At 69.5% G+C, this 22,001-nt stretch carries 18 protein-coding genes; 13 read left to right on the top strand and 5 right to left on the bottom strand.

Going from position 1 to position 22,001, the window contains the following annotated elements:
- Positions 1–4: 4 nt before the first annotated feature.
- The 9 genes from AC067Z_RS29955 (at position 5) to AC067Z_RS29915 (ending at position 10,366) form a co-directional block, all read left to right on the top strand.
- Positions 5–1,066 carry an ABC transporter ATP-binding protein gene (locus tag AC067Z_RS29955; RefSeq protein WP_478792770.1) on the top strand — a complete coding sequence of 354 codons (1,062 nt, stop codon included), beginning with the start codon at positions 5–7 and terminating at the stop codon, positions 1,064–1,066.
- A 14-nt stretch (positions 1,067–1,080) separates the two neighbouring features.
- Positions 1,081–2,196 carry an ABC transporter ATP-binding protein gene (locus tag AC067Z_RS29950; protein WP_478792769.1) on the top strand — a complete coding sequence of 372 codons (1,116 nt, stop codon included), beginning with the start codon at positions 1,081–1,083 and terminating at the stop codon, positions 2,194–2,196.
- Between the two features lie 110 nt (positions 2,197–2,306).
- The gene (locus AC067Z_RS29945) at positions 2,307–3,260 is read left to right on the top strand and encodes a GNAT family N-acetyltransferase (protein ID WP_478792768.1); all 954 of its coding nucleotides are present in this window, start codon (positions 2,307–2,309) and stop codon (positions 3,258–3,260) included.
- 68 nt (positions 3,261–3,328) lie between these two features.
- Positions 3,329–4,957, top strand: coding sequence for a peptide ABC transporter substrate-binding protein (locus AC067Z_RS29940; RefSeq protein WP_478792767.1), 1,629 nt, complete (start codon positions 3,329–3,331; stop codon positions 4,955–4,957).
- A gap of 72 nt (positions 4,958–5,029) precedes the next feature.
- Positions 5,030–5,953: an ABC transporter permease gene (locus AC067Z_RS29935; RefSeq protein WP_478792766.1), complete on the top strand. Its 924-nt coding sequence runs from the start codon at positions 5,030–5,032 to the stop codon at positions 5,951–5,953.
- Positions 5,946–6,929 (top strand): ABC transporter permease, encoded by a 984-nt coding sequence (locus tag AC067Z_RS29930; RefSeq protein WP_478792765.1) that lies wholly within the window; start codon positions 5,946–5,948, stop codon positions 6,927–6,929. The genes AC067Z_RS29935 and AC067Z_RS29930 overlap by 8 nt, the downstream gene beginning before the upstream one ends.
- A 12-nt stretch (positions 6,930–6,941) precedes the next feature.
- Positions 6,942–7,973 (top strand): ABC transporter ATP-binding protein, encoded by a 1,032-nt coding sequence (locus AC067Z_RS29925; RefSeq protein WP_478792764.1) that lies wholly within the window; start codon positions 6,942–6,944, stop codon positions 7,971–7,973.
- On the top strand, positions 7,966–9,105 hold the full coding sequence (locus AC067Z_RS29920) for an ABC transporter ATP-binding protein (protein WP_478792763.1): 1,140 nt from the start codon (positions 7,966–7,968) through the stop codon (positions 9,103–9,105). The genes AC067Z_RS29925 and AC067Z_RS29920 overlap by 8 nt, the downstream gene beginning before the upstream one ends.
- Positions 9,106–9,331: 226 nt before the next feature.
- Positions 9,332–10,366: a hypothetical protein gene (locus AC067Z_RS29915; protein WP_478792762.1), complete on the top strand. Its 1,035-nt coding sequence runs from the start codon at positions 9,332–9,334 to the stop codon at positions 10,364–10,366.
- 19 nt (positions 10,367–10,385) lie between these two features.
- Here the strand turns inward: AC067Z_RS29915 and AC067Z_RS29910 are convergent, their stop codons facing one another.
- The gene (locus tag AC067Z_RS29910; protein ID WP_478792761.1) at positions 10,386–12,560 is read right to left on the bottom strand and encodes a S9 family peptidase; all 2,175 of its coding nucleotides are present in this window, start codon (positions 12,558–12,560) and stop codon (positions 10,386–10,388) included.
- 168 nt (positions 12,561–12,728) lie between these two features.
- Here AC067Z_RS29910 and AC067Z_RS29905 point away from each other — a divergent pair, with 168 nt between their 5' ends.
- From AC067Z_RS29905 to AC067Z_RS29890, 4 genes are all read left to right on the top strand, one after another.
- Positions 12,729–12,923: a hypothetical protein gene (locus tag AC067Z_RS29905; RefSeq protein WP_478792760.1), complete on the top strand. Its 195-nt coding sequence runs from the start codon at positions 12,729–12,731 to the stop codon at positions 12,921–12,923.
- A gap of 32 nt (positions 12,924–12,955) precedes the next feature.
- Positions 12,956–13,909: an N-acetyl-1-D-myo-inositol-2-amino-2-deoxy-alpha-D-glucopyranoside deacetylase gene (mshB, locus tag AC067Z_RS29900; protein ID WP_478792759.1), complete on the top strand. Its 954-nt coding sequence runs from the start codon at positions 12,956–12,958 to the stop codon at positions 13,907–13,909.
- The gene (locus AC067Z_RS29895; protein ID WP_478792758.1) at positions 13,906–14,316 is read left to right on the top strand and encodes a DUF6113 family protein; all 411 of its coding nucleotides are present in this window, start codon (positions 13,906–13,908) and stop codon (positions 14,314–14,316) included. The genes mshB and AC067Z_RS29895 overlap by 4 nt, the downstream gene beginning before the upstream one ends.
- Positions 14,317–14,561: 245 nt before the next feature.
- A complete protein-coding gene (locus AC067Z_RS29890; RefSeq protein WP_478792757.1) occupies positions 14,562–16,775 on the top strand; it encodes a peptidoglycan binding domain-containing protein in 2,214 nt (737 codons plus the stop codon).
- Positions 16,776–16,965: 190 nt separating this feature from the next.
- Here the strand turns inward: AC067Z_RS29890 and AC067Z_RS29885 are convergent, their stop codons facing one another.
- The 4 genes from AC067Z_RS29885 to AC067Z_RS29870 all read right to left on the bottom strand — a co-directional run.
- Entirely contained in the window at positions 16,966–17,334 is a 369-nt protein-coding gene (locus tag AC067Z_RS29885; RefSeq protein WP_478792756.1) for a DUF6193 family natural product biosynthesis protein, read from the bottom strand.
- Positions 17,331–17,663 (bottom strand): DUF6193 family natural product biosynthesis protein, encoded by a 333-nt coding sequence (locus AC067Z_RS29880; protein ID WP_478792846.1) that lies wholly within the window; start codon positions 17,661–17,663, stop codon positions 17,331–17,333. Before AC067Z_RS29880 ends, AC067Z_RS29885 begins: the two co-directional genes overlap by 4 nt.
- A 14-nt stretch (positions 17,664–17,677) precedes the next feature.
- On the bottom strand, positions 17,678–18,049 hold the full coding sequence (locus AC067Z_RS29875; RefSeq protein WP_478792755.1) for a DUF6193 family natural product biosynthesis protein: 372 nt from the start codon (positions 18,047–18,049) through the stop codon (positions 17,678–17,680).
- Positions 18,036–22,001, bottom strand: a 3,966-nt coding sequence (locus AC067Z_RS29870) for an RHS repeat-associated core domain-containing protein (protein WP_478792754.1), incomplete at its 5' end; no start/stop codon positions are given. The genes AC067Z_RS29870 and AC067Z_RS29875, both read right to left, overlap by 14 nt.

Raw genomic sequence — 22,001 nt, 5'->3', positions numbered from 1 at the left:
GACCGTGACCACACTGACCAAGACCGAAGACGCACCGGCCCCGAACGGGTCGGGTGCCTTCCTCTCGGTGCGCGATCTGCGGGTGCGGTTCTCCACCGAGGACGGCATCGTCAACGCGGTGGACGGGCTCTCCTTCGACGTCGAGCGCGGTAAGACGCTCGGCATCGTGGGTGAGTCGGGCTCCGGCAAGTCCGTCACCAACCTGACGATCCTCGGCCTGCACAACCGCAAGACCACGGACATCGGCGGCGAGATCATCCTGGACGGCCAGGAGCTCACCGGGGCGCCCGAGAAGGACCTCGAGAAGCTCCGCGGCAACAAGGCCGCGATGATCTTCCAGGACCCGCTGACGGCCCTCTCGCCGTACTACACCGTGGGCCGCCAGATCGCCGAGCCGTACATGAAGCACACCGGCGCCTCCAAGAGGGAGGCCAAGGCCCGGGTCATCGAGATGCTCGACAAGGTCGGCATCCCGCAGCCCGCGATGCGCTTCAACGACTACCCCCACCAGTTCTCCGGCGGTATGCGCCAGCGCGCCATGATCGCCATGGCGCTGATCTGCGACCCCGATCTGCTGATCGCCGACGAGCCGACCACCGCGCTCGATGTCACTGTGCAGGCCCAGATCCTGGACCTGCTCAAGGACCTCCAGCAGGAGTTCGGCTCCGCGATCATCTTCATCACCCACGACCTGGGCGTCATCGCCAACATGGCCGACGACCTGCTGGTGATGTACGCGGGACGGGCAGTGGAGCGCGGCAGCGTCCGCGAGGTGCTCCAGGCGCCCACCCACCCGTACACCTGGGGTCTGCTCAGCTCGATGCCGCGCCTCGGCGGCGACATCGACGAGCCGCTGGTGCCGATCCCCGGATCGCCGCCGAGTCTGCTGAACCCGCCGCCCGGCTGCCCCTTCCACCCGCGCTGTGCCTTCAAGGACAAGGTCGCGGGCGGACTGTGCTCCTCGGAGCGTCCGGCGCTCGCCGAGGGCCGCGCGGCAGCGTGCCACCTGTCCGCGGAGCAGAAGCAGACCATCTTCATCGATGAGATCAAGCCCAGGCTGGGCTGAGGAGACGTAGAGACATGAGCGACAACGTCACTCTGCCGGAGCAGCAGGGTCACACGGAGGGCACGGGTTCGCGTGAACCACTGCTCTCCGTCGAAGGCATGAAGATGCACTTCCCGATCTACGGGGGCTTTCCGTTCAAGCGGAAGGTCGGCGCGGTCAAGGCGGTCGACGGGATCGACCTGCAGGTGTACCCCGGTGAGAGCCTCGGCCTCGTCGGTGAGTCCGGCTGCGGCAAGTCCACCACCGGCCGGATGATCACCCGGCTGCTGGAGCCCACCGGCGGCAAGATCACCTACCGGGACCAGGACATCACGCACGCCGGCCGCAAGCAGCTGGCGCCGATCCGGTCCGAGATCCAGATGATCTTCCAGGACCCCTACTCGTCCCTGAACCCGCGCCAGACCGTCGGCACCATCATCAAGAGCCCGATGGAGGTCAACGGCATCAACCCGCCCGGCGGGCGTGAGAAGCGGGTGCGGGAGCTGCTGGAGCTCGTGGGCCTCAACCCCGAGCACTACAACCGCTTCCCGCACGAGTTCTCCGGCGGTCAGCGTCAGCGCATCGGCGTGGCGCGTGCGCTCGCGCTCGAGCCGAAGCTGATCGTCGCCGACGAGCCGGTCTCGGCGCTGGACGTGTCGATCCAGGCGCAGGTCGTCAACCTGCTGCAGAAGGTCCAGGAAGAGCTGGGCATCGCCTTCCTCTTCATCGCGCACGACCTCGCGGTGGTGCGGCACTTCTCACAGCGTGTGGCCGTGATGTACCTCGGCAAGGTCGTGGAAGTCGCGGACCGGGACTCGCTGTACAACCGGCCCCGGCACCCGTACACGCACGCGCTGCTGTCCGCCGTGCCCGAGGCCGACGTCGACGCGGCGAACAAGGAGCGCATCCGGCTGTACGGCGACGTTCCTTCGCCGATCAACCCGCCGACCGGCTGCCGGTTCCGCACGCGTTGCTGGAAGGCGCAGGAAAAGTGCGCGACGGAGGAGCCCCCGCTGGTGCAGATCTCCGGGAACAGGGAGGGCCACCTGACGGCCTGCCACTTCCCGGAGGACCCGACGGTCGAGCGTGAGAAGAGCGTCGTCATGGACCCGGCGCTGCTGGCGCTGGAGAAGGGCGCCGTCAAGGACTGACGCGCCGGTGTGCTGTCGTACGCCCCGGTCACCCCCAAGGGTGGCCGGGGCGTACGCGTGGGCGGCGAAAATGCGTTGCACCACCCGCGGCCGGGACGGACAGTTGGCCCATGTCCTTCACCGTCCGCCCCGCCGTCCTCGCGGACGCACCCGCCATATGCGAACTCCTCAACGCCGTCGACGAGTACGAGATCGGGCGCGCCGAGACCGACCTGCACTCGGTCGAGTCCGACCTCTCCCACGCCGACGTCGACCTCGCCAGCGACTCCTGGCTGGCCTTCGAGGACACCGTCCTCGTGGCGTACGGAATCGTGTGGAGCGAATCCGGCGACGGGCACATCGGCATCGACCACTACGTCCTGCCCGGCCGGACCGCAGCCGCCGTCCGGCTGCTGGAGCTGATGGAGGCCCGCGCCGCCGGCATGGCTGCCGAGGCCGGCGCCGCGCAGGCCGTGGTGCATCTGCACCTCAACATCCGTCCCACCCTCGACACCGCGCTGCTGGTGGACCGCGGCTGGCGGACCGTGCGCCGCTACCAGGTGATGACCAGGCCGCTGCCCGCACAGGCCGCCGCCGCGGCAGCTCTCCCCGTGGGGCTGACACTCCGGGACTGCAGCGACGAGGCCGACCGCCGCATCGCCCACGCCCTCGTCGAGGAGACCTTCGCCGACCACTTCGACCACCACGCCCGCACCTACGAGCAGTGGCTGGAGGACATCGACGGGGACCGTCTGGACTGGTCGCTGGTGTGGATCGCGTCGATGCCGGAAGAGCGCGACGTCGCGGTGCTGCTGAGCCGGGACGACCGCGAGGCCATGGCGTGGATCCGCAACATCGGTGTGCGCAAGTCGGCCCGCGGCCGGGGCATCGGCGGCCATCTGCTCCGTCACGCCTTCGCCGTGTACACGGCTCGTGGGCGCGACACCATCGGTCTGGGCGTGGACACGGCCAACGAGTCGCGGGCTCTTGCCCTTTACGAAGCACACGGGATGGCCCTGCACTACGCCGTCGACACCTGGGAAGCCGTCCTCGCGACCACGGCACTGTCCAGCCGGACGCCCTGAAAGTGCGTTAGTTCTGTAATGGGGTGATATTCGGTCCTAAGGCGGACCGGAGACACAGGAGGAACCCCATGCGCGGAGCCACGCATGCCACATGGGCCGCATGTGCGGTCGTCGTAGCCCTCGCGGCGACGGGCTGCGGGGGTGGAAGCGACAGCGGAGCCGGTGGCGCCGACGGGATCGTCAGTTCCTCCTGGGGCGACCCGCAGAACCCACTGGAGCCCGCGAACACCAACGAGGTGCAGGGCGGCAAGGTCCTCGACATGATCTTCCGCGGGCTCAAGCGCTACAACTCGAAGACCGGCGCCGCCGAGAACATGCTCGCCGAATCCATCGAGACCACCGACTCGACGAACTTCACCATCAAGATCAAGGACGGCTGGACCTTCAGCAACGGCGAGAAGGTCACCGCCGGCTCCTTCGTCGACGCCTGGAACTACGGCGCCGACCTGCGCAACAACCAGCGCAACGCCTACTTCTTCGGCCAGATCGACGGCTACGAGCAGGTCCACCCCGAGAAAGGGCAGCCCACGGCGAAGACCCTGTCCGGGCTCAAGGTCGTCGACGGCCTCACCTTCACGGTCAAGCTCAACCAGAAGTTCTCCACGTGGCCGGACACCCTCGGATACGCGGCCTTCGCGCCGCTGCCCCAGGCCTTCTTCGACGACCACGCCGGCTGGCTCTCGAAGCCGGTCGGGAACGGCCCGTACGCGGTCGACTCGTACACCAAGGGCTCCAAGATGTCGCTGCGCCGGTGGGACGCCTACCCCGGGAACGACAAGGCCCAAAACGGCGGCATCGACCTCAACGTCTACACCGACAACAACACCGCCTACACCGACCTGATCGCCGGCAACCTCGACCTCGTCGACGACGTGCCCGCCGCCCAGCTGACGAACGTGCAGGCGGACATCGGCGACCGCTACATCAACACGCCCGCCGGCATCATCCAGACCCTCGCGTTCCCGTACTACGACGAAGCGTGGGACACCCCGGACGGTGCCAAGCTCCGCACCGGCCTGTCGATGGCGATCAACCGTGAACAGATCACCGACACCATCTTCCAGAAGACCCGCACGCCCGCCAAGGACTGGACCTCACCCGTGCTGGGTGAGGACGGTGGCTTCGACGACACCCTGTGCGGCGACGCCTGCGAGTACAACCCCACCGAGGCGAAGAAGCTGATCAACGAGGCGGGCGGGATCCCCGGCGGCAGCATGACGATCTCGTACAACGCCGACACCGGCTCCCACAAGACCTGGGTGGACGCCGTCTGCAACTCCATCAACAACGCCGTCGGCAACAACCGGGCCTGTGTCGGCCGGCCGGTCGGCACGTTCGCCGACTTCCGCAACCAGATCACCGGCTCCAAGATGACCGGGCCCTTCCGGGCCGGCTGGCAGATGGACTACCCGCTGATCCAGAACTTCCTCCAGCCGCTCTACTACACCAACGCCTCTTCCAACGACGGCAAGTGGAGCAACCAGAAGTTCGACGATCTCGTCGATCAGGCCAACGCCAAGACCGACACGGCCAAGGCGGTCGACACGTTCAAGCAGGCGGAAGAAGTCGTACGGGACGAGATGGCGGCCATCCCGCTCTGGTACCAGAACGGCAGCGCGGGTTACTCGGAACGCCTCTCCAACGTCGCCCTGAACCCGTTCAGCGTCCCGGTCTACAACGAGATCACGGTCAACTGACGGCACGGAAGGAACCGGCCCGGCACCGCCCCGACGTGCCGTCACCCTTCCCACGACCCCCCGGAGCCCTTCATGGGACGTTATGTGATCCGGCGTCTGCTGCAGATGATCCCGGTCTTCTTCGGTGCCACCCTGTTGATCTTCCTCATGGTCAACGTCATGGGCGACCCCATCGCGGGCCTGTGCGGCGAGCGCCAGTGCGACCCCGCGACCGAGGCGCAGCTGCGCAGCGAGTTCGGACTCGACAAGCCGGTGTGGCAGCAATACCTGACCTACATGGGCAACGTCTTCACCGGGGACTTCGGCACCGCGTTCAACGGTCAGGAAGTCACCGAACTGATGGCCGACGCCTTCCCGGTCACCATCAGGCTCACCCTGGTCGCCATCTTCTTCGAGATCGTCATCGGCATCACCCTCGGCGTGGTCACCGGGCTGCGGCGCGGCAGGCCCGTCGACACCGGCATCCTGCTCCTGACGCTGGTGGTCATCTCCGTGCCCACCTTCGTCACCGGCCTGCTGTTGCAACTGCTCTTCGGCTACGAGTGGGGCATCGTCGACCCGTCGGTCTCCTCCGAGGCGCCGCTCGGCGAGCTGATCCTGCCGGGCCTGGTACTCGCCTCCGTGTCTCTGGCCTACGTCACCCGGCTGACCCGGACCTCGATCGCCGAGAACGCCCGTTCCGACTACGTGCGCACGGCGAAGGCGAAGGGCCTGCCCCGCGGCCGGGTGATCCGCCGCCATCTGCTGCGCAACTCACTGATCCCCGTCGTCACGTTCATCGGCACCGACATCGGCGCCCTGATGGGCGGGGCGATCGTCACCGAGCGCATCTTCAACATCCACGGCGTCGGCTACCAGCTCTACCAGGGCATCCTCCGCCAGAACACCCAGACCGTCGTCGGCTTCGTCAGCGTGCTCGTGATCGTCTTCCTTGTGGCCAACCTCCTCGTCGACCTCCTGTACGGCGTTCTCGACCCGAGGATCCGGTATGCCTGAGCCCCAGAGACCGTTCGACGACTCCGCCATCGCGCCGACCGGAGCCGGCGGGGCGACGGACCTGGCCATGAGCGAAGCCGAGACCCTGGAGAGGACACCAGGGGGCCCGGCGGGTGCCGGCCCGGCGGGCAAGCCCCGCAGCCTGTGGTCGGACGCCTGGCACGACCTTCGACGCAATCCCGTGTTCATCGTCTCCGCCCTGGTCATCCTCTTCCTGGTCGTCATCTCGATCTGGCCCCAGCTCATCACCACGCAGGACCCGCTCGACTGCGACCTCGCCAAGGCGCAGCAGGGCTCCCAGCCGGGCCACCCCTTCGGCTTCAACGGGCAGGGATGCGACGTGTACACCCGCACGGTCTACGGCGCGCGTGCCTCCGTGAGCGTCGGCATCTGCGCGACTCTCGGTGTGGCCCTGCTCGGCTCGGTGCTCGGCGGGCTCGCCGGATTCTTCGGTGGTGGCTGGGACGGGCTCCTGTCCCGGATCACCGACATCTTCTTCGGCATCCCGGTGGTCCTCGGCGGGTTGGTCCTGCTGTCCGTCGTCACCAGCTCCACCGTCTGGCCGGTGGTCGGCTTCATGGTGCTGCTGGGCTGGCCGCAACTGTCCCGTATCGCCCGCGGCTCGGTCATCACCGCGAAGCAGAACGACTACGTGCAGGCGGCCCGGGCACTCGGCGCGTCCAACACCCGGATGCTGCTGCGCCACATCGCCCCCAACGCGGTTGCCCCGGTCATCGTGGTCGCGACCATCGCGCTGGGCACCTACATCTCCCTGGAGGCCACGCTGTCGTTCCTCGGCGTCGGTCTGAAACCGCCGACCGTGTCATGGGGCATCGACATCTCCGCCGCGTCCCCCTACATCCGCAACGCCCCCCAGATGCTGCTGTGGCCGGCCGGGGCGCTGGCCGTCACGGTGCTCGCGTTCATCATGCTCGGCGACGCGGTGCGCGACGCCCTCGACCCCAAGCTGCGTTAGGGGACGCCCGCCATGCCCAGCACCTCGTCCGAAACCGTGCAGCCCGCCGGACCGGCCGCCGCGTCCGGCCCGCTGCTCGAGGTACGCGACCTGCACGTCGAGTTCCACACCAGGGAAGGGGTGGCCAAGGCCGTCAACGGCGTCCACTACGAGGTGGACGCGGGTGAAACCCTCGCGGTGCTGGGCGAGTCGGGCTCCGGCAAGTCCGTGACCGCACAGGCCGTGATGGGGATTCTGGACATGCCCCCAGGCCGGATCGCCGGCGGCGAGATCCTCTTCAAGGGGCAGGACCTGCTGAAGCTCAGGGAGGACGAGCGGCGCAGGATCCGGGGCGCGCAGATGGCCATGATCTTCCAGGACGCGCTGTCCTCGCTCAATCCGGTGCTCAGCGTGGGGGAACAGCTCGGCGAGATGTTCACCGTCCACCACGGGATGTCGCGCAAGGGCGCCAGACTCAGGGCGATCGAGCTGATGGACCGGGTCCGCATCCCGGCCGCGAAGGAACGCGTCGGCCAGTACCCGCACCAGTTCTCCGGCGGGATGCGTCAGCGCATCATGATCGCGATGGCGCTCTCGCTGGAGCCCGACCTGATCATCGCCGACGAACCGACGACCGCGCTCGACGTCACCGTCCAGGCACAGGTGATGGATCTCCTCGCCGAGCTGCAGCGCGAACTCGACATGGGGCTGATCCTGATCACCCATGACCTCGGTGTCGTCGCCGACGTCGCCGACAGGATCGCGGTGATGTACGCCGGCCGGATCGTGGAGTCGGCCCCCGTCCACGACATCTACCGGGCGCCCGCCCACCCGTACACCAAGGGCCTGCTGGAGTCGATCCCGCGCCTGGACCAGAAGGGCCGGGAGCTCTACGCCATCAAGGGCCTGCCGCCCAACCTGCTGGACATCCCGCCCGGCTGCGCCTTCAACCCCCGCTGCCCCTTCGCCCAGGACGTGTGCCGCACCGACGAGCCCCCGCTGTACGAGGTGGACGAGGAACGCCGGAGCGCGTGCCACTTCTGGGAGGCGACCCTCCATGGCTGAAGCGATCCTCGAAGTCCGCGACCTGGTCAAGCACTACCCGCTCACCCGGGGCATCCTCTTCAGGAAGCAGGTCGGCGCGGTCAAGGCCGTCGACGGTGTCGACGTGGACCTCGTCGCGGGTGAGACGCTCGGCATCGTGGGGGAGTCCGGCTGCGGGAAGTCCACGCTCGCCAGGATGCTCGTCCATCTGGAGCGCCCCACGGCCGGCACGATCCGGTACAAGGGCGACGACATCACCACGCTCTCCGGCCGGGCCCTGAAGGCGGTCCGGCGCAACATCCAGATGGTGTTCCAGGACCCGTACACCTCGCTCAACCCGAGGATGACCGTCGGCGACATCATCGGCGAGCCGTACGAGATCCATCCCGAGGTCGCCCCCAAGGGCTCGCGGCGGCAGAAGGTCCAGGACCTGCTGGACGTCGTCGGTCTCAACCCGGAGTACATCAACCGCTATCCGCACCAGTTCTCCGGCGGGCAGCGCCAGCGCATCGGCATCGCGCGAGGTCTGGCGCTGCAGCCCGAGATCATCGTCGCGGACGAGCCGGTCTCCGCGCTGGACGTGTCCGTGCAGGCGCAGGTCATCAACCTCCTGGACAAGCTGCAGAGCGAGTTCTCGCTCAGCTATGTGTTCATCGCCCATGACCTGTCCATCGTGCGCCACATCTCCGACCGGGTGGGCGTGATGTACCTCGGACGGATCGTGGAGATCGGCAAGGACGCCGAGATCTACGACCATCCCACCCACCCCTACACCCAGGCACTGCTGTCGGCCGTGCCCGTGCCCGACCCGGAGGCGCGCGAGCGCAGGGAGCGCATCATCCTCACCGGCGACGTGCCCTCGCCGACCAACGTCCCGTCCGGGTGCCGGTTCCGCACCCGCTGCTGGAAGGCGCAGGAGCGCTGCGCGAAGGAGGTGCCGCTGCTCGCCGTGCCCGCCCATCTGCGGTCGGTGGGCGGGCCGGTGCAGCATCCGTCGGCGTGCCACTTCGCGGAGCAGCGTCAAGTGGTGCCGGGGGCCGACGAACGAGGGCCCGACGCCGCCGGCCCCGGCGCAACCGGCGCAACCGGCGCAACCGGCGCAACCGGCAGGGACACGTCCGGCACCGACGAGCCTGGTGGCAAACACCTGTGACGAGGACTCAGTTCCCGCGGCGTCCTTAACAGCGTGGCAACTTCGCCGTCGCGGGTCCGATATACGGACGCGGCAGGCTCTACTGCGTACGGCCGTGCGGGTGCCGTTGGGCCGGCCGGGACCCTTTGGGCCCGGCCGGCCACCCGCGTCCCCGGCCGGCGGAAACCGGCCGTCGGTGGCCCGGAGTGGCCTTGTCGGCCCTTCCGGGCGGATGCACGATCGAGCTGTGACTCTTACGCGGGGGGCCCGGATCACAGGAGCGGCGCTGTGTGCCCTGCTCGCGCTGATCGCGGGAGCGTGGATCGTACGGGACCTGACGACCGCGGCGGATCCGTTCGCTCTGTGGCGCTTCTGGACGGGCGACGTCCGCACACGGGCCACCGCGCCACTGACCACCACCATCGTCGATCCTGCGCTGCTGACTGTGTACGCCGCTCTGGCCGTCGCCGTGCCGCGCTCGGCGGTCGCGGGTGCCGCACTAGTGGCCGCCGGAGTCGTCACGCTCGGCGTCAGACTGCCGGCCCTGTGGGCGCTCACCGCCTCCTACATGGACCTGCAGGCCACCGACGCGCTGCGCACCCGCGCGCTGTACAGCACCTTCGCCGTACTCGGCCTCGGCGTCGGAGTGCTCATCACGGCCGCCGCCGGCCGCCGGCCCGCCGACGCCCACCTGGAGGACGAGGGCTACTCCCCGCGCAACGCCGGCGCCGCGCATCTGCGCACACCGACGCGGCCGGCCCAGTCCGTCGCGGTCCTCGCCCTTCTTCTGCTGGGCACCGCCGCCGCCGTCACGGCGGCCTGGCAGATCCGCTGGGCGTACACGTCGGGGACGGATGTCTACCTGGACCGGCTGACGGGCAGCGAGCGTGCACCCCTGCTGTTGCTCGAACCGCCGTCGGCATGGCTGGCCGCGCTGGTCGTCGTCCTCGCCCTCGTGGCGGGAATCGGTGGACTCGTACGGGCCGTGCACACACGGCCTCTGGGAGCGGTCGTGGCCGCGCTGCTGGTCGCCGACGGCGCGGTGGGACTGGACTTCACCGTGCGGCAAAGGGTTTTCGAGCGGTTCGGCGAACTGGGTCTGGAGCATCAACTGCTCACCGTCACCTGGCTGTTCGAGCTCGCCGCGGGCATCGTGCTGCTGGTGGCGCTGCTGCGCCGCGGCGAGAGCGACCCGGTGACCGGGTCCTGGGGCAGCGGGACATCCACGCCGTCCGGTCACGGATATCCGTCGCCGCCGTCGTCCCGGCCACCTGGTTGGTAGCCGGGACGAGCGCACCCCGTCAGGCGAGGCCGAGCGAGCGCCTGAGGAAGTCGACCTGGAGCAGCAGCAGGTTCTCCGCGACCTGTTCCTGCGGCGTCATATGGGTCACGCCCGACAGTGGCAGCACTTCATGGGGGCGCCCGGCGGCCAGCAGCGCCGACGACAGTCGCAGTGCATGTGCCACCACCACATTGTCGTCCGCAAGGCCATGGATGATCATCATCGGCCGGTGCGGTGTCTCCGCGACCGTCAACCCGTCGTCGCCGACGAGGGAGTTGGCCGCGTACACCTCGGGCTGCTCCGCCGGGTCGCCCAGGTACCGCTCCATGTAGTGGGTGTCGTACAGCCGCAGATCCGTGACCGGAGCGCCGACCACCGCCGCATGGAACACATCCGGGCGGCGCAGCACCGCCATGGCCGCCAGATACCCGCCGTACGACCACCCCCGGACGGCCACCCGCTCCAGATCCAGCGGATACGACCCCGCCAGCGCGTGCAGCGCCTCGACCTGGTCGTCGAGGGTCAGGGTGAACGCGTCCTTGACCGCCTTCTCCCACGCGGGGGAGCGGCCGGGTGCGCCTCGGCCGTCCGCCACGATCACGGCGAAACCCTGGTCGGCGAACCATTGGGAGGTCAGATACGGGTTGTGTGCCGCGACCACACGCTGGCCGTGCGGCCCGCCATAGGGATCGAGCAGCACCGGCAGCGGGCCGTCCGACTCCTTGTGGCCCGCCGGCAGCAGCACCGCGCACGGGATACGGCGCTCGCCCGCCTCGACCAGACGCGGGCGGGCCGTCAGCACCGGCTGCTCGGCGTACGAGGCGACGAGCGCTACCGGCTTGCCCTCCCGGAACACCCGGACCTGTGCCCCGCTCACGTCCGTCCGCGACGACGAGAGCACCGTCACCTCACCCGAGCGGATGGCCGTGTGCACTCCCGGCCCCTCGGAAACCCGCTCGACCCCCAGTTCGTTGACCCGGTACACATGGATCTCACCGGTCTCCGGATCCGCGGCCCCGGCACCTGCCGCCGCCGACACCAGCACATCGCTCTCCCCGATGTCGAGCACCCCGCGCAGCTGCAACTGCGCCCCTGTCAGCGCCCGGTCGCCGGCCACCAGCACCCTGGCGCCGCCCTCGTCCGCGATCCGGACGAGCCTTCCGTTGCCGAATCCATGTGCGTACGACGACTCGGGGGCCCAGGCCGGAGCGCCCGGGAACAGTTCCAGCCACGCGGGGTCCTCGTCCGCGTGCACCGTCCGGGTGCCGCCCGTCTCCTCGTCGACGGCGAGGTACAGCTGCGTGCGCTGATCCCGGGACTGCACGAGAAGCAGCGGCGGACCGGCCGCCGACCAGTGCACCCTGGCCAGGTACGGATAGCGTGCCCGGTCCCAGGCGACCTCGGTGCGCTCCCCGTCCAAGGTGACGAAGTACAGCCGGACTTCGGCGTTGGGTGTCCCCGCCGCAGGGTAGGCGACCTCGGCCGGCTGCCGGTCCGGATGGGCGGGGTCCGCGATCCACCAGCGTCGCACCGGGCTGTCGTCCACCCGGGCCACCAACAGCCGGTCCGACTCCGGACCCCACCAGAAGCCGCGGGAACGCCCCATCTCCTCGGCCGCGACGAACTCCGCCAGACCCCAGGAGACGTTCTCCTCCTCCGGCTCGGCCAGTGCGCGGTCCCCGTCACCCTCGGCGCCGGTCATGCGCAGCGCGCCGCGCGCGACATAGGCGATGTGCCGCCCGTCGGGAGAGGGCCGGGGGTCGAGCACCGGGCCCGGCGTGCTCAGTTCACGCGCCGTCCCGGCCCGCAGCTCGGCGGTGAACAGCCGCCCGGACAGCGTGAATGCGGCCAGCTCGACCGCCCGGTCCACCGCGTAGCCGACGATTCCCGCCGCCCCCTCGCGGCTTCGCTCGCGCCTGGTCCGCTCCTCGGCGGACAGCCGCTCCTCGGCGCCGCCGAGCAGCTCCCTCGGATCCGCGGCGAGCCGTTCGCGGGGAGAGTCGCCGTCGGTCGCGTCGAGGTCGAGCACCCACAACAGGCCGGTCCGGTCGGTCCCGGAAGCCGACCGGAGGAACGCCACTCGTGAACCGTCGGGCGAGACGGTGAAGGCGCGTGGTGTCCCGAGGGTGAAGCGCTGGGTCCGCGCCGACTGACGGGGAAAGGAGAGCGGGGCGGAGGGCTGCGTCGCTGTCATGGGTCCGAAACTAGGGCACAGGCCCTCCGTTGTGCGCCCCCGTGTGCTGCCGTGCACCGATCGATGCGTGGGTACGGATAGTTATGATCCGTAGCGCAAGGTGGGTATGAACCTCCTGGCACATGCAACGGGACCGTCCCGACCGAATATCTGTGGAGGTGAACCGCCGTGGCACTCTCGATTTCGGCGGTGGTGCTGCTGGCGATCGTCGTCTTCCTGCTGATCCGGAAATCCGGACTGAAAGGAGGACATGCGGCGGTCTGTGTGTTGCTCGGGTTCTACCTCGCCAGCTCCTCGGTGGCACCGACCATCACCGAGCTGACCACGAATGTCGCGGGGATGATCGGGGGCATCAAGTTCTAGGCGGTTGTACGCCGCGCTCTAGGCTGTCCCGTATGAAGGATCTTCCCGCCCGTCGTCTGCTCCTGGTGCACGCGCACCCGGACGACGAGTCGATCAACAACGGCGCCACGATGGCCCTCTATGCGGCATCCGGTGCCCAGGTCACCCTCGTGACCTGCACCCTCGGCGAGGAGGGCGAGGTCATTCCGGCCGATCTCGCTCATCTCGCACCCGACCGGGAGGACCGGCTGGGTCCCCATCGTGCCGGCGAACTGACCGCCGCGATGAAGGAGCTGGGCGTCACCGACCACCGTTTCCTCGGCGGCCGGGGCCGGTTCCGGGACTCCGGGATGATGGGCGTCGAGCAGAACCACCGCGAGGGCGCGTTCTGGAACGCCGACGTGGACGACGCCGCGGGACATCTGGTCGAGATCATCCGCTCGGTCCGCCCTCAGGTGCTGGTGACGTACGACCCCGAGGGGGGATACGGGCACCCCGACCACATCCAGGCGCACCGCGTGGCCATGCGCGCCGCCGAGCTGGCCGCCGAACGCGCCTACCGGCGCGATCTCGGCGCACCCCACTCCCTCACCAAGATCTACTGGAACCGCGTCCCCCGGTCGGTGGCCGAGGAGGGCTTCGCCCGGCTGCGCGCCGCAGCAGGTGCGGGCTTTCCCGGCATTGCCGAAGTGGGCGACATTCCGGGCGTAGTGGAGGATTTCGAGATCACCACGGAGATCGACGGCGCCGCTTACGCCGGGCACAAAGCGGCGGCCATGCGGGCGCATGCCACGCAAATCGCCGTGGACGGCCCCTTCTTCGCACTCTCCAACGATCTGGGGCAACCCCTCTTCACCACCGAGTACTACCAGTTGGTGGTGGGCGAGTCGGGTGCCCCGGCGGGAGAGCGTGAACGTGACCTCTTCGCGGGAATCGCGGAGTTTGGGAGAGTTACACGAGGTGAGGATCCGATGGGAGTTCAGGGAGCGACAGGGGTGACGGAATGAGCGGACCGGACATGCGCAGTTCGTTCCTCACCGGGACGCCCAAGCCCGGCCGGGTCGTCGTGTATCTCGCCCTGGCCGTCCTCGGCGCAGCCGTCGGCATCGCCGGCGCACTGGTCCAAGGAGCCTGGTTCCCGGGCGGATTGGCGCTCTCGCTGCTCGCCACGGCGGCCCTCTTCTACGGGTCCCTGCGCGCGACCGGCGGCCAGCTCGGGGTGGCGGCGTCGGCGGTGGGCTGGCTCCTGTCGATCGTCGCTCTGAGCGTCGGACGTCCCGAGGGCGACGCCATGTTCGCCGGTGGGGTCGGACCGCTCGTTTTCATGCTGGGCGGTATGGCTACCGCTGTGATGTGTGCCACGATGTCGCGGCTGCCGCAACCGGGCGCAGGCCAGGGCCGACTTGGCGGATAGCCACACGTCGTACCCCCAGCACGCGGCCGGTTCGGCGCACCCCTAAGGTGGGTCGCTCAACGGGGCCGGAATGCCCTTGAAGTGGCCGTACCCGTATGGTCCGCCGAGGGCAGGCAGGGACCGCTTCCCGCAGTCCCCGGGTGTGCGTCGGCATGGGCCAGTATGGTGGTGCGCGTCGCCGAGCCGCCCGCAGTAGTAGCTGTTCCAGTAAGAACGGGCGGCGAAGCCAACCGGGAGAACCTGCTTTGAGTCGTGAAACTGACAGTTCGTCCTCCGGCCCCCAGGGGCGCGGTGGAGCCGCGTACCCCTCGGGAACACCGCCGTACGGATCCCGCCAGTATCCGTCGTTGCATCCGACGCAGGACGCACCGGACGAGGCCGTCGGCGCCGCTCCCGAGCAGCCGGAAGAGAAGAAGACCGAGACCACGCTGACGACGCGGATCCGGATCAACATTCCGGGTTCCCGGCCGATCCCGCCGGTCGTGATGCGTACGCCGATGAGCGAGACCGACGCCGCGACGCGGGCCGGATCGGCGGCCGGCGGCTCCGGCGCCTCCACCGGCTCCGGCGCGGACACCGCGGGCGGCCGCGACAGCGAACGCACGGGTAGCACGCCGCGTCCTGGAGCGACTCGGGAGCAGGCGGAGACGCCCGCACCGGCCGCGGAGGAGAAGCCGGCGCCGAGCGACTGGTTCGCACCGCGCAAGCCCGCCTCCGCCGCGCCCGCCCCGCAGAGCGGCGGTCCGTCCGGCGGCGGTCCGGGCACCAATGGCTCGGGCGGTACAGGTGGTCCGTCGACGAACGGGGTCGGCACGGGCGGCCCCGGCTCCGACGCCCCGAAGTCCGGCTTGGCGGCACTGGCCGAGCAGGCGGGCAACCCCGAACTCCCGACCCGTCCCCGCGGCGGCAGCGGCACCGCCCGCGGCACGGGGGCGCCGTACTCCCCGGACGCGTCGCAGGGCGGTCAGGGCACGGCCGGCGGTCAGGGCGGCCACGCCCCCGACGGCAACGGCTTCGCCTCTCGACGGAGCACACCCCCGCCGACTGTCCGCCCGCCCATCGGGCCGGACCGCTCCGGCCGTCCGACCGGTCCCACTTCCGGACCCGCCACCGGCGGCATGGCGCCGATGGCCTCGCAGTCCGGCCCCGGCGGCGCGCCCCGGATGTCCGACGACACCGCCGTGCTCACCCCACAGAAGCCCGCCCCCGAGTCGGGTGGCGGCCATGTCTCCGGGGACACGCTGACCAGTGGCATCCCCGTCGTACCGAGCGAGCACCGCTCGCCGTTCCCGCCGCTCGGCGCCCCTCAGTCCGGTCCCGGCACAGGCCCCAACCCGATCTTTTCCCAAGGTCCCGGCTCCGGCCCGCACGGACCCGACCCGGACTTCTCCGTACCGGAGTTCCCTGCCGGACCCGGTGGCCCCGCAGGACCCGCCGGGCCGATCGCGGGCGCGGACCCCACCCCTGCGCCCCGGCCCGCTTCCGCCACGGCCTCCTCGTCGGCGCCCGCCAAGAAGGGCCGCTCCAAGCTGGTGCTCGCGGGCGCCGGTGCGGTCGGTCTGCTCGGCATCGCGTACGGCGCCGGCCTGCTGCTCAACCACTCCGACGTACCGAAGAGCACCACGGTCCTCGGCGTCGACATCGGCGGCGGTACGAAGGACGAGGCCGTCGTCAAGCTCGAGGCGAAGCTCGGTGATCGTGCCAGGAGCCCGCTGCAGCTCTCCGTCGGCGGCGAGAAGGCGGAACTGGGCCCGGACAAGGCGGGACTGTCCCTGGACAGCCAGGCGACCGTCCGCGCCGCCGCAGGCAGCGACTACAACCCGGTGTCCGTGATCGGTTCCCTCTTCGGCGGCGAGCGGGTCACCGAGCCGGTGATCAACGTCGACGAGGAGAAGCTGAGCGTCGCGCTCGCCGACCTCGCGGGCACCTCGGGCTCGGCCACCGACGGCACGATCCGGTTCGAGCCGGGCAAGGCCGTTCCCGTACCGGGCAAGGCCGGCCGGGCGCTGGACATCGGCCCCTCGATGATCGCGGTGAAGGACGCGTACCGCGCACAGGTCGAGACGGGCAAGCCGAACGTGGTGAACCTGCCGGTCGCCACCCGCGAACCGACGGTCACTCAGGCGGAGCTGGACCGGGCGATGAAGGAGTTCGCGGAGCCCGCGATGTCCGGCCTGATCACGATCAAGGCAGGGACCGAGGAGATCCAGTTCGGCCCCGCGAAGTCCCTGCCCAAGATCCTGTCCATGAAGGCCATCGACGGAAAGCTGGTCGAGGTCTACAACAAGCAGGCGATCGACCAGCTGCTGGAGGGCGTCTTCGACGGTGTGATGATCACCAAGGGTGACGGCAAGCAGCACCAGGTCTCGGCCGACGACGTGGCCCAGGCGATGGGCCCGGCGCTGCGGGGCAAGACGCCCGCGGAGCGGGTCGCGGTGATCGAGCTCGACCCGAGCTGAGTCGCTTCTGTCGGAGCCCCTTGCCCGTCCCGGGCAAGGGGCTCCGACGCTTTCCGTGCAGCCGGTACTCGGCCCTACGCAGCGTGTTGCGCCCCTCCTCGGAGCGAGGAGTGGGCAGGGGCGACACCCCTCGGCGTCGGCCGGGTCGGGTCCGGTTCGGGAGGGGCCGCCGCCGTCCGAACCGGCGACCTCAGCCAGGAACGTCGTCCGCCGTACCGATGACGGCCGGGCCGCAGCCCTCGGGGAGGTGGGCGACGACGAGCGCGAACGCTTCCTCGACGGTGTCCACCTCGCCGAGACTGCCGACGCCGTGGGCGGATACCTGATAGCCGCCTTCGACCTTGTGGTACACCACTGGCACGAAAGACCCCGGGAGCTTGGTGCACCGGCTGAGGAACAGGGTGCCGTGGCTCACCGCGGGATAAAGCTCCCGCAGCCGAGGCTGCGCGTACGCGGCGCGAATCACCGCCGGGTCGACCAGGTCATCGTCGTACGCGAGGACTTGTTGCCATTCGGCGCGAACGACCCGAGCGGCATCCTCGACTCTTCCTTGCGTCACACGTCCTCCGCTGTGCCAAGGATGGCGGGCCCGCACCCTTCCGGGAGATTTGCCGAGACCAACGCGAACGCTTCCTCCAGGGTCTCCGCCCGGCCAACGGTCCCTACACCCATGGGTCCCCGAACCCAGAACCGTCCGTCCTTTCCTCGCGGGTAAACCTGGCCGCCGACATGGGCTGCCGGCAGTCCGGTGCACCGGCTGAAGTACATCACTCCGTGGCTGACCATCGGGAAGAGGTGTCGCAATTGTGGCTGCGCACAGGCTGCGCGGACGGTTTCCGCGTCGATCAGATCATGGCTCCCTTCCAGGAGGTTTTGCCATTCCGCCACCACGCGATCTGCGGTCACAGGTCGTCCGGGGTGCCGTCGACGGCGGGGCCGCAGCCCTCCGGGAGGTTGGCGGCGATCAACTCGTAGGCCTCCCCGACGGTCTCGACCACGCCGAGGAGAGTGTTGTCGGATTTGCGGCGCACTCGGTAACCACCGGCCGCTTGGGGAAAAGCGGTCCCGACATCGTGGGTCCACGGGTACTTCGTGCAACGACTCAAATAAAGAACTCCATGGCTGACCATGGGGAAGAGCTCTCGCAACGCGGGGTGCGCATACGCGGTGCGGGGGACCACAGGGTCGACCCTGTCCGGACCGTAAGCCAGAACGCTGCGCCATTCTGCAGCGACAATCTCTGCAGCGTCCTGATTTGTTTCATGATTCGCCATCTAGCGCGTCCCTCAGATGCTTCGGTAGTTTCGACAGATCTGGCTGGATCTCTGGGATGTCAGGCTTGGGCACCTTGACCTCTTTGTACCCTCCGTTCTCCTCGTCGCGGGTGTACCACTGGATTTCTTCCCAAGGTCGGCCAGGGCGTTCATGGTCAGCGTCTCCCCACGCAGCGGCCCCGTCGTAGTTGCGCACCGCGTAAGCCACCTCGCTCATTTCCCAGGCCGTTCCGGAACCACGGCCCGGGTAATGGTCTTCATGAGAGGTGTTGAACTGGGCTCCGTGCTGTGCCGCTGCCTGGAACGCGTCCACGATGTCTGCGGGGCTGCTCCAGTTTCCGACCCTGCCGTCGCTGTTCGGCATTCCGTCAAGAGTGATCGACAGGGTTGTGTTCCGGTCTCCGACGGCGGCCATGACGTTCGTCATCCAGATGGGCCCGCCTGGCTCCTCCCCGGCGTAGTCGGGGCCGTTGTAGGTGTGTGCCCCCGGGTCCCTGGGCCGATTCGGATCATGGTCGGGGTCAGCAGGATCGTTGCGCAGGTATCTCGCCAGGGACTCCGACTGCCGGTGGGGTTCCATGTCCACGCCGAGCACCACGCTGTGCCTGTGGTCGCCGTTGCGATGCGGGCACCCCGCCAGCCCCAGTGGGTCGATCCACCGCGTCGGGTTGTCGACGTACGTGACCGCGTTCGGGGCCGGGACCAGGCCCAACGGGTCCGGGGAGACATACCGTCCGGACTCCGGGTCGTAATGGCGGTGGCGGTTGTAGTGGAGGCCCGACTCGGGGTCGAAGTACTGGCCGGGGAAGCGCAGCGGCGTGTACGCGGTGGCGCTGCGGTTCCATGTCGTCGTGCCCCACAGCGTCGCGCGGGTGCGCCAGGCCACCTCGCCCTGCTCGTCGACGAGTTCACGGGGCGTGCCGACCAGGTCCGTGACGATCGCGAAGAAGCGGCGGTCGACCTCCGACTGGTCCAGGAGGCGGCGTTCCACCTGGGTGACCGGCTTCACGCCGTCGTGGTCCCAGGTCAGGGCGACGGCGTCGGCGGAGCCGGCCGACGAGGTGGTCTGTTCGCACAGGGTGTCGCCGTCCCAGGTGAAGGCCACCTCTTCGGCGACCGTCGCCCCGTCCGCCGCCAGACGCTGTTTCGCGATCCGCCGGCCCAGCGCGTCGTACAGGTAGCGCCAGCGCGTGCCGTCGGGTGTGGTGACCGAGACCAGGCGGTCCTCGGCGTCCCAGCCGTAGTGCCAGGTGTCCGGCTTCCGCGACAGGCGGGCCTTCTGGCGCAGGACGACCCGGCCCTGGGCGTCGTGCTCGTAGCGGACCCGCCCCGCGCGGGTGATGCGGGTGCCGGTGTACTCGCGTGAGCCGTTGGCGTCGCCGTCGCCGGGCGAGGACGCCGTTGTCTGGTTTCCGGCCTCGTCGTAGGCGTACCGCTCGCTCCAGTCCTCGGCGGTGACGCCCGTGACCCGGCCTTCGCGCGTCAGCTCCAGCTGCCGCCTGCCGGCGAGCCGGTCGTCGACCGCGGTCAGATGGCCATCCGCGCGGTACGTGTACGAGCGGTGCTGGAGAGTCCGGTCGTCGGCGCCGCGGACCCGCTGCTCGGTGAGGCGGCCGACCGCGTCGTAGGCGTGCTCGATGGCGAGGGAGTCGCCGATGCGGCGGGTGGCCTCCCTGCCCGTCTCGTCGAACTCGAAGACCACCTGGTGGCCGGAGGTGTTCAGCTCGGCGTGGAGGTCCGCGGGGAAGGACCAGGCGCTGACCGCTCCGGACGGAGTGGTGCGGCGGACACGGCGGCCGGTCTCGTCGTAGACGTTGGCCAGCTCCCGGCCGTTGCAGATCTCCTGGAGGATCCGGCCCGAGCTGTCGCGTACGAAGCTCAGTTCCGCGTCCGGACCGACGGCACCTGCGAGGTTGCCGTGGATGTCGTAGGTGAAGCGGGTGACCGCCCCCTCGGCGTCCTTGGTGACGACGCGACCCGCCGAGTCGCGCTCGAAGCGCACCGACTGCCCCAGGCCGTTGGTACGGGAGGAGAGGCGGCCCATCGCATCGTGGGTGTAGCTGAGCGTGCGGCCGTCGAAGTCCGTCTCGGAGGTGAGACGGCCCGCCTCGTCGTACGCGTAGCTCCAGGTGAGACCCTGCGGGTTCGTCACGGCAGAGAGGCGCAGCTCCGTGTCGTGCTGGAACTCCTGGCGTGCACCGTCCGGCGTGATGCGGGCGGCGACCAGGTCGAAGTGGGTGTACTCGAAGCGCGTCTCGCCGCCCACCGCGTCCGTGTGGACGAGACAGTTGCCCTCTCCGTCGTACGTCCAGGACTGCTGCGAGCCGTCCGGATCGGTCCGGCGGGCGAGCTTGCCCTCGACGGTCCACTCCAGCTCGGTGGTGCGCCCCTGCGGATCGGTGACCTTGACCGCGCGACCGAACGCGTCACGTGCGTAGCGGGTGATCGTGCCGAGCGGGCCGCGGATCGCGAGCGGAAGACCGGCGACATTGCAGTGCACCCGGTCCACAGCGCCCAGGGAGTCGTCGACTCCGATGAGCTGGCCGCGCGCACCGTGGGTGAGCCGGGTCGTCGACCCGTTCGGGCGGGTGAAGAGGGTCGGGTTGCCGCGCTCGTCGTACTCCTGCCGTGACGTCGCACCGTCCGGGCCGGTGACCGAGGTGAGCTGGTTCAGCTCGTTGTACTCGATGGTGGCCGCGGTCCCGTCCGGGTGGTCGACGCGGGTGAGGTTGCCTTGGTCGTCGTAGGTGTATGCGGTGGTCCGGCCGAGTGCGTCGGTGCGGGAGAGAAGGCGGTCGTAGCGGTCGAAGGCCTGATGCTTCGTGTGTCCCAGCGCGTCCGTCTCCGCGGTGACCTGGAGGCGGTCGTTGAAGTGGAAGACCTTCGTGGCGCCGGCCGAGTCCGTGTACCGGGTGATGCGGTCGCCCGTCTCGGGGTGGACGTCGTACGCGAACGTCGATGACAGGTAGCCGTCCGGGCCGATCGTGCGGACGACCCGGCCGGCGGTGTCGTACACGTACTGGAACGTGGAGTCGTTGCGGTCGGTCCAGGACGTGATCCTTGCGTCCGGGTCGTAGGTGAAGCGGAGCGGCAGCCCCGAGGAGTTGATGACGGCGTCGAGGTTGCCCTGCGCGTCGTAGCCGTAGCGCATGACGGTGACCGGACCGTCGGGCGTACGCAAGGCGAGTCCGCGTACTCGGGCGTCCTCGACGGCCAGCGTGACCCGGTAGCCGCCGTCATGGGTGACAGCCGTGGGACTGCCGTCGCCGCGGCGGGCGAACGCTATCCGGTTGAGGTTGCGGTCCTCGATCTCAGCGAGCCAGTAGGCCGGGGACTCGTTGTACGGGCTTCCCCTGAAGGAGCGCGTCAGACCCGAGTGCGGGTCGGTGACGTGGTAGGTGGTTTCCGCGTTGTCCTGTCCGCCGTACAGGAGGGGCAGCCGTGCACCCTCCAGGGGCAGGACGCCGTCGGTGTCGTCCGGCAGCGGCAGCCGGGGATAGATCAGGAGCGAGCCGTCCTCGCGTGACCAGACCGCACCGGCGCCCAGCGGGTCGAGCTCGATCCGCTCGTCCAGGGTGGAAGCCCAACTGCGGCCGAACCACTGGCCGTAACGGTATTCGGAGAGATGCGTGCGGCGGAGGACGAGGGGCAGGACGCCGGGCAGGGACAGGTCGGTCTGGGGGAGCGTCATCTCGCCGGTGGCGACATCGACCGGGTCGTTCTCACAGGTCTTCTTCTCGAGCGAGATGCCGTTGCGGCGGGCGTCGTCCTTGGCTGTGTCGAGGCGATCCGGCTTCGTCCGCTTGTCGTCGGCTCCTCGGCGGCCCTCGGGACCCGAGCTGCCCTTGCGCCCGCCCAGGCCGTCGTCGTCCTTGCCGTCCTTGGTGAGGATGTTCTTGACGCGGTCGCGGACGTCGCCGTCGGTGTCCTTGTGGGTCTTGGAGCCGCCCCT

The organism is Streptomyces sp. NPDC043812, assembly GCF_056436245.1.
This window is presented reverse-complemented; position numbering and strand designations above follow the sequence as displayed.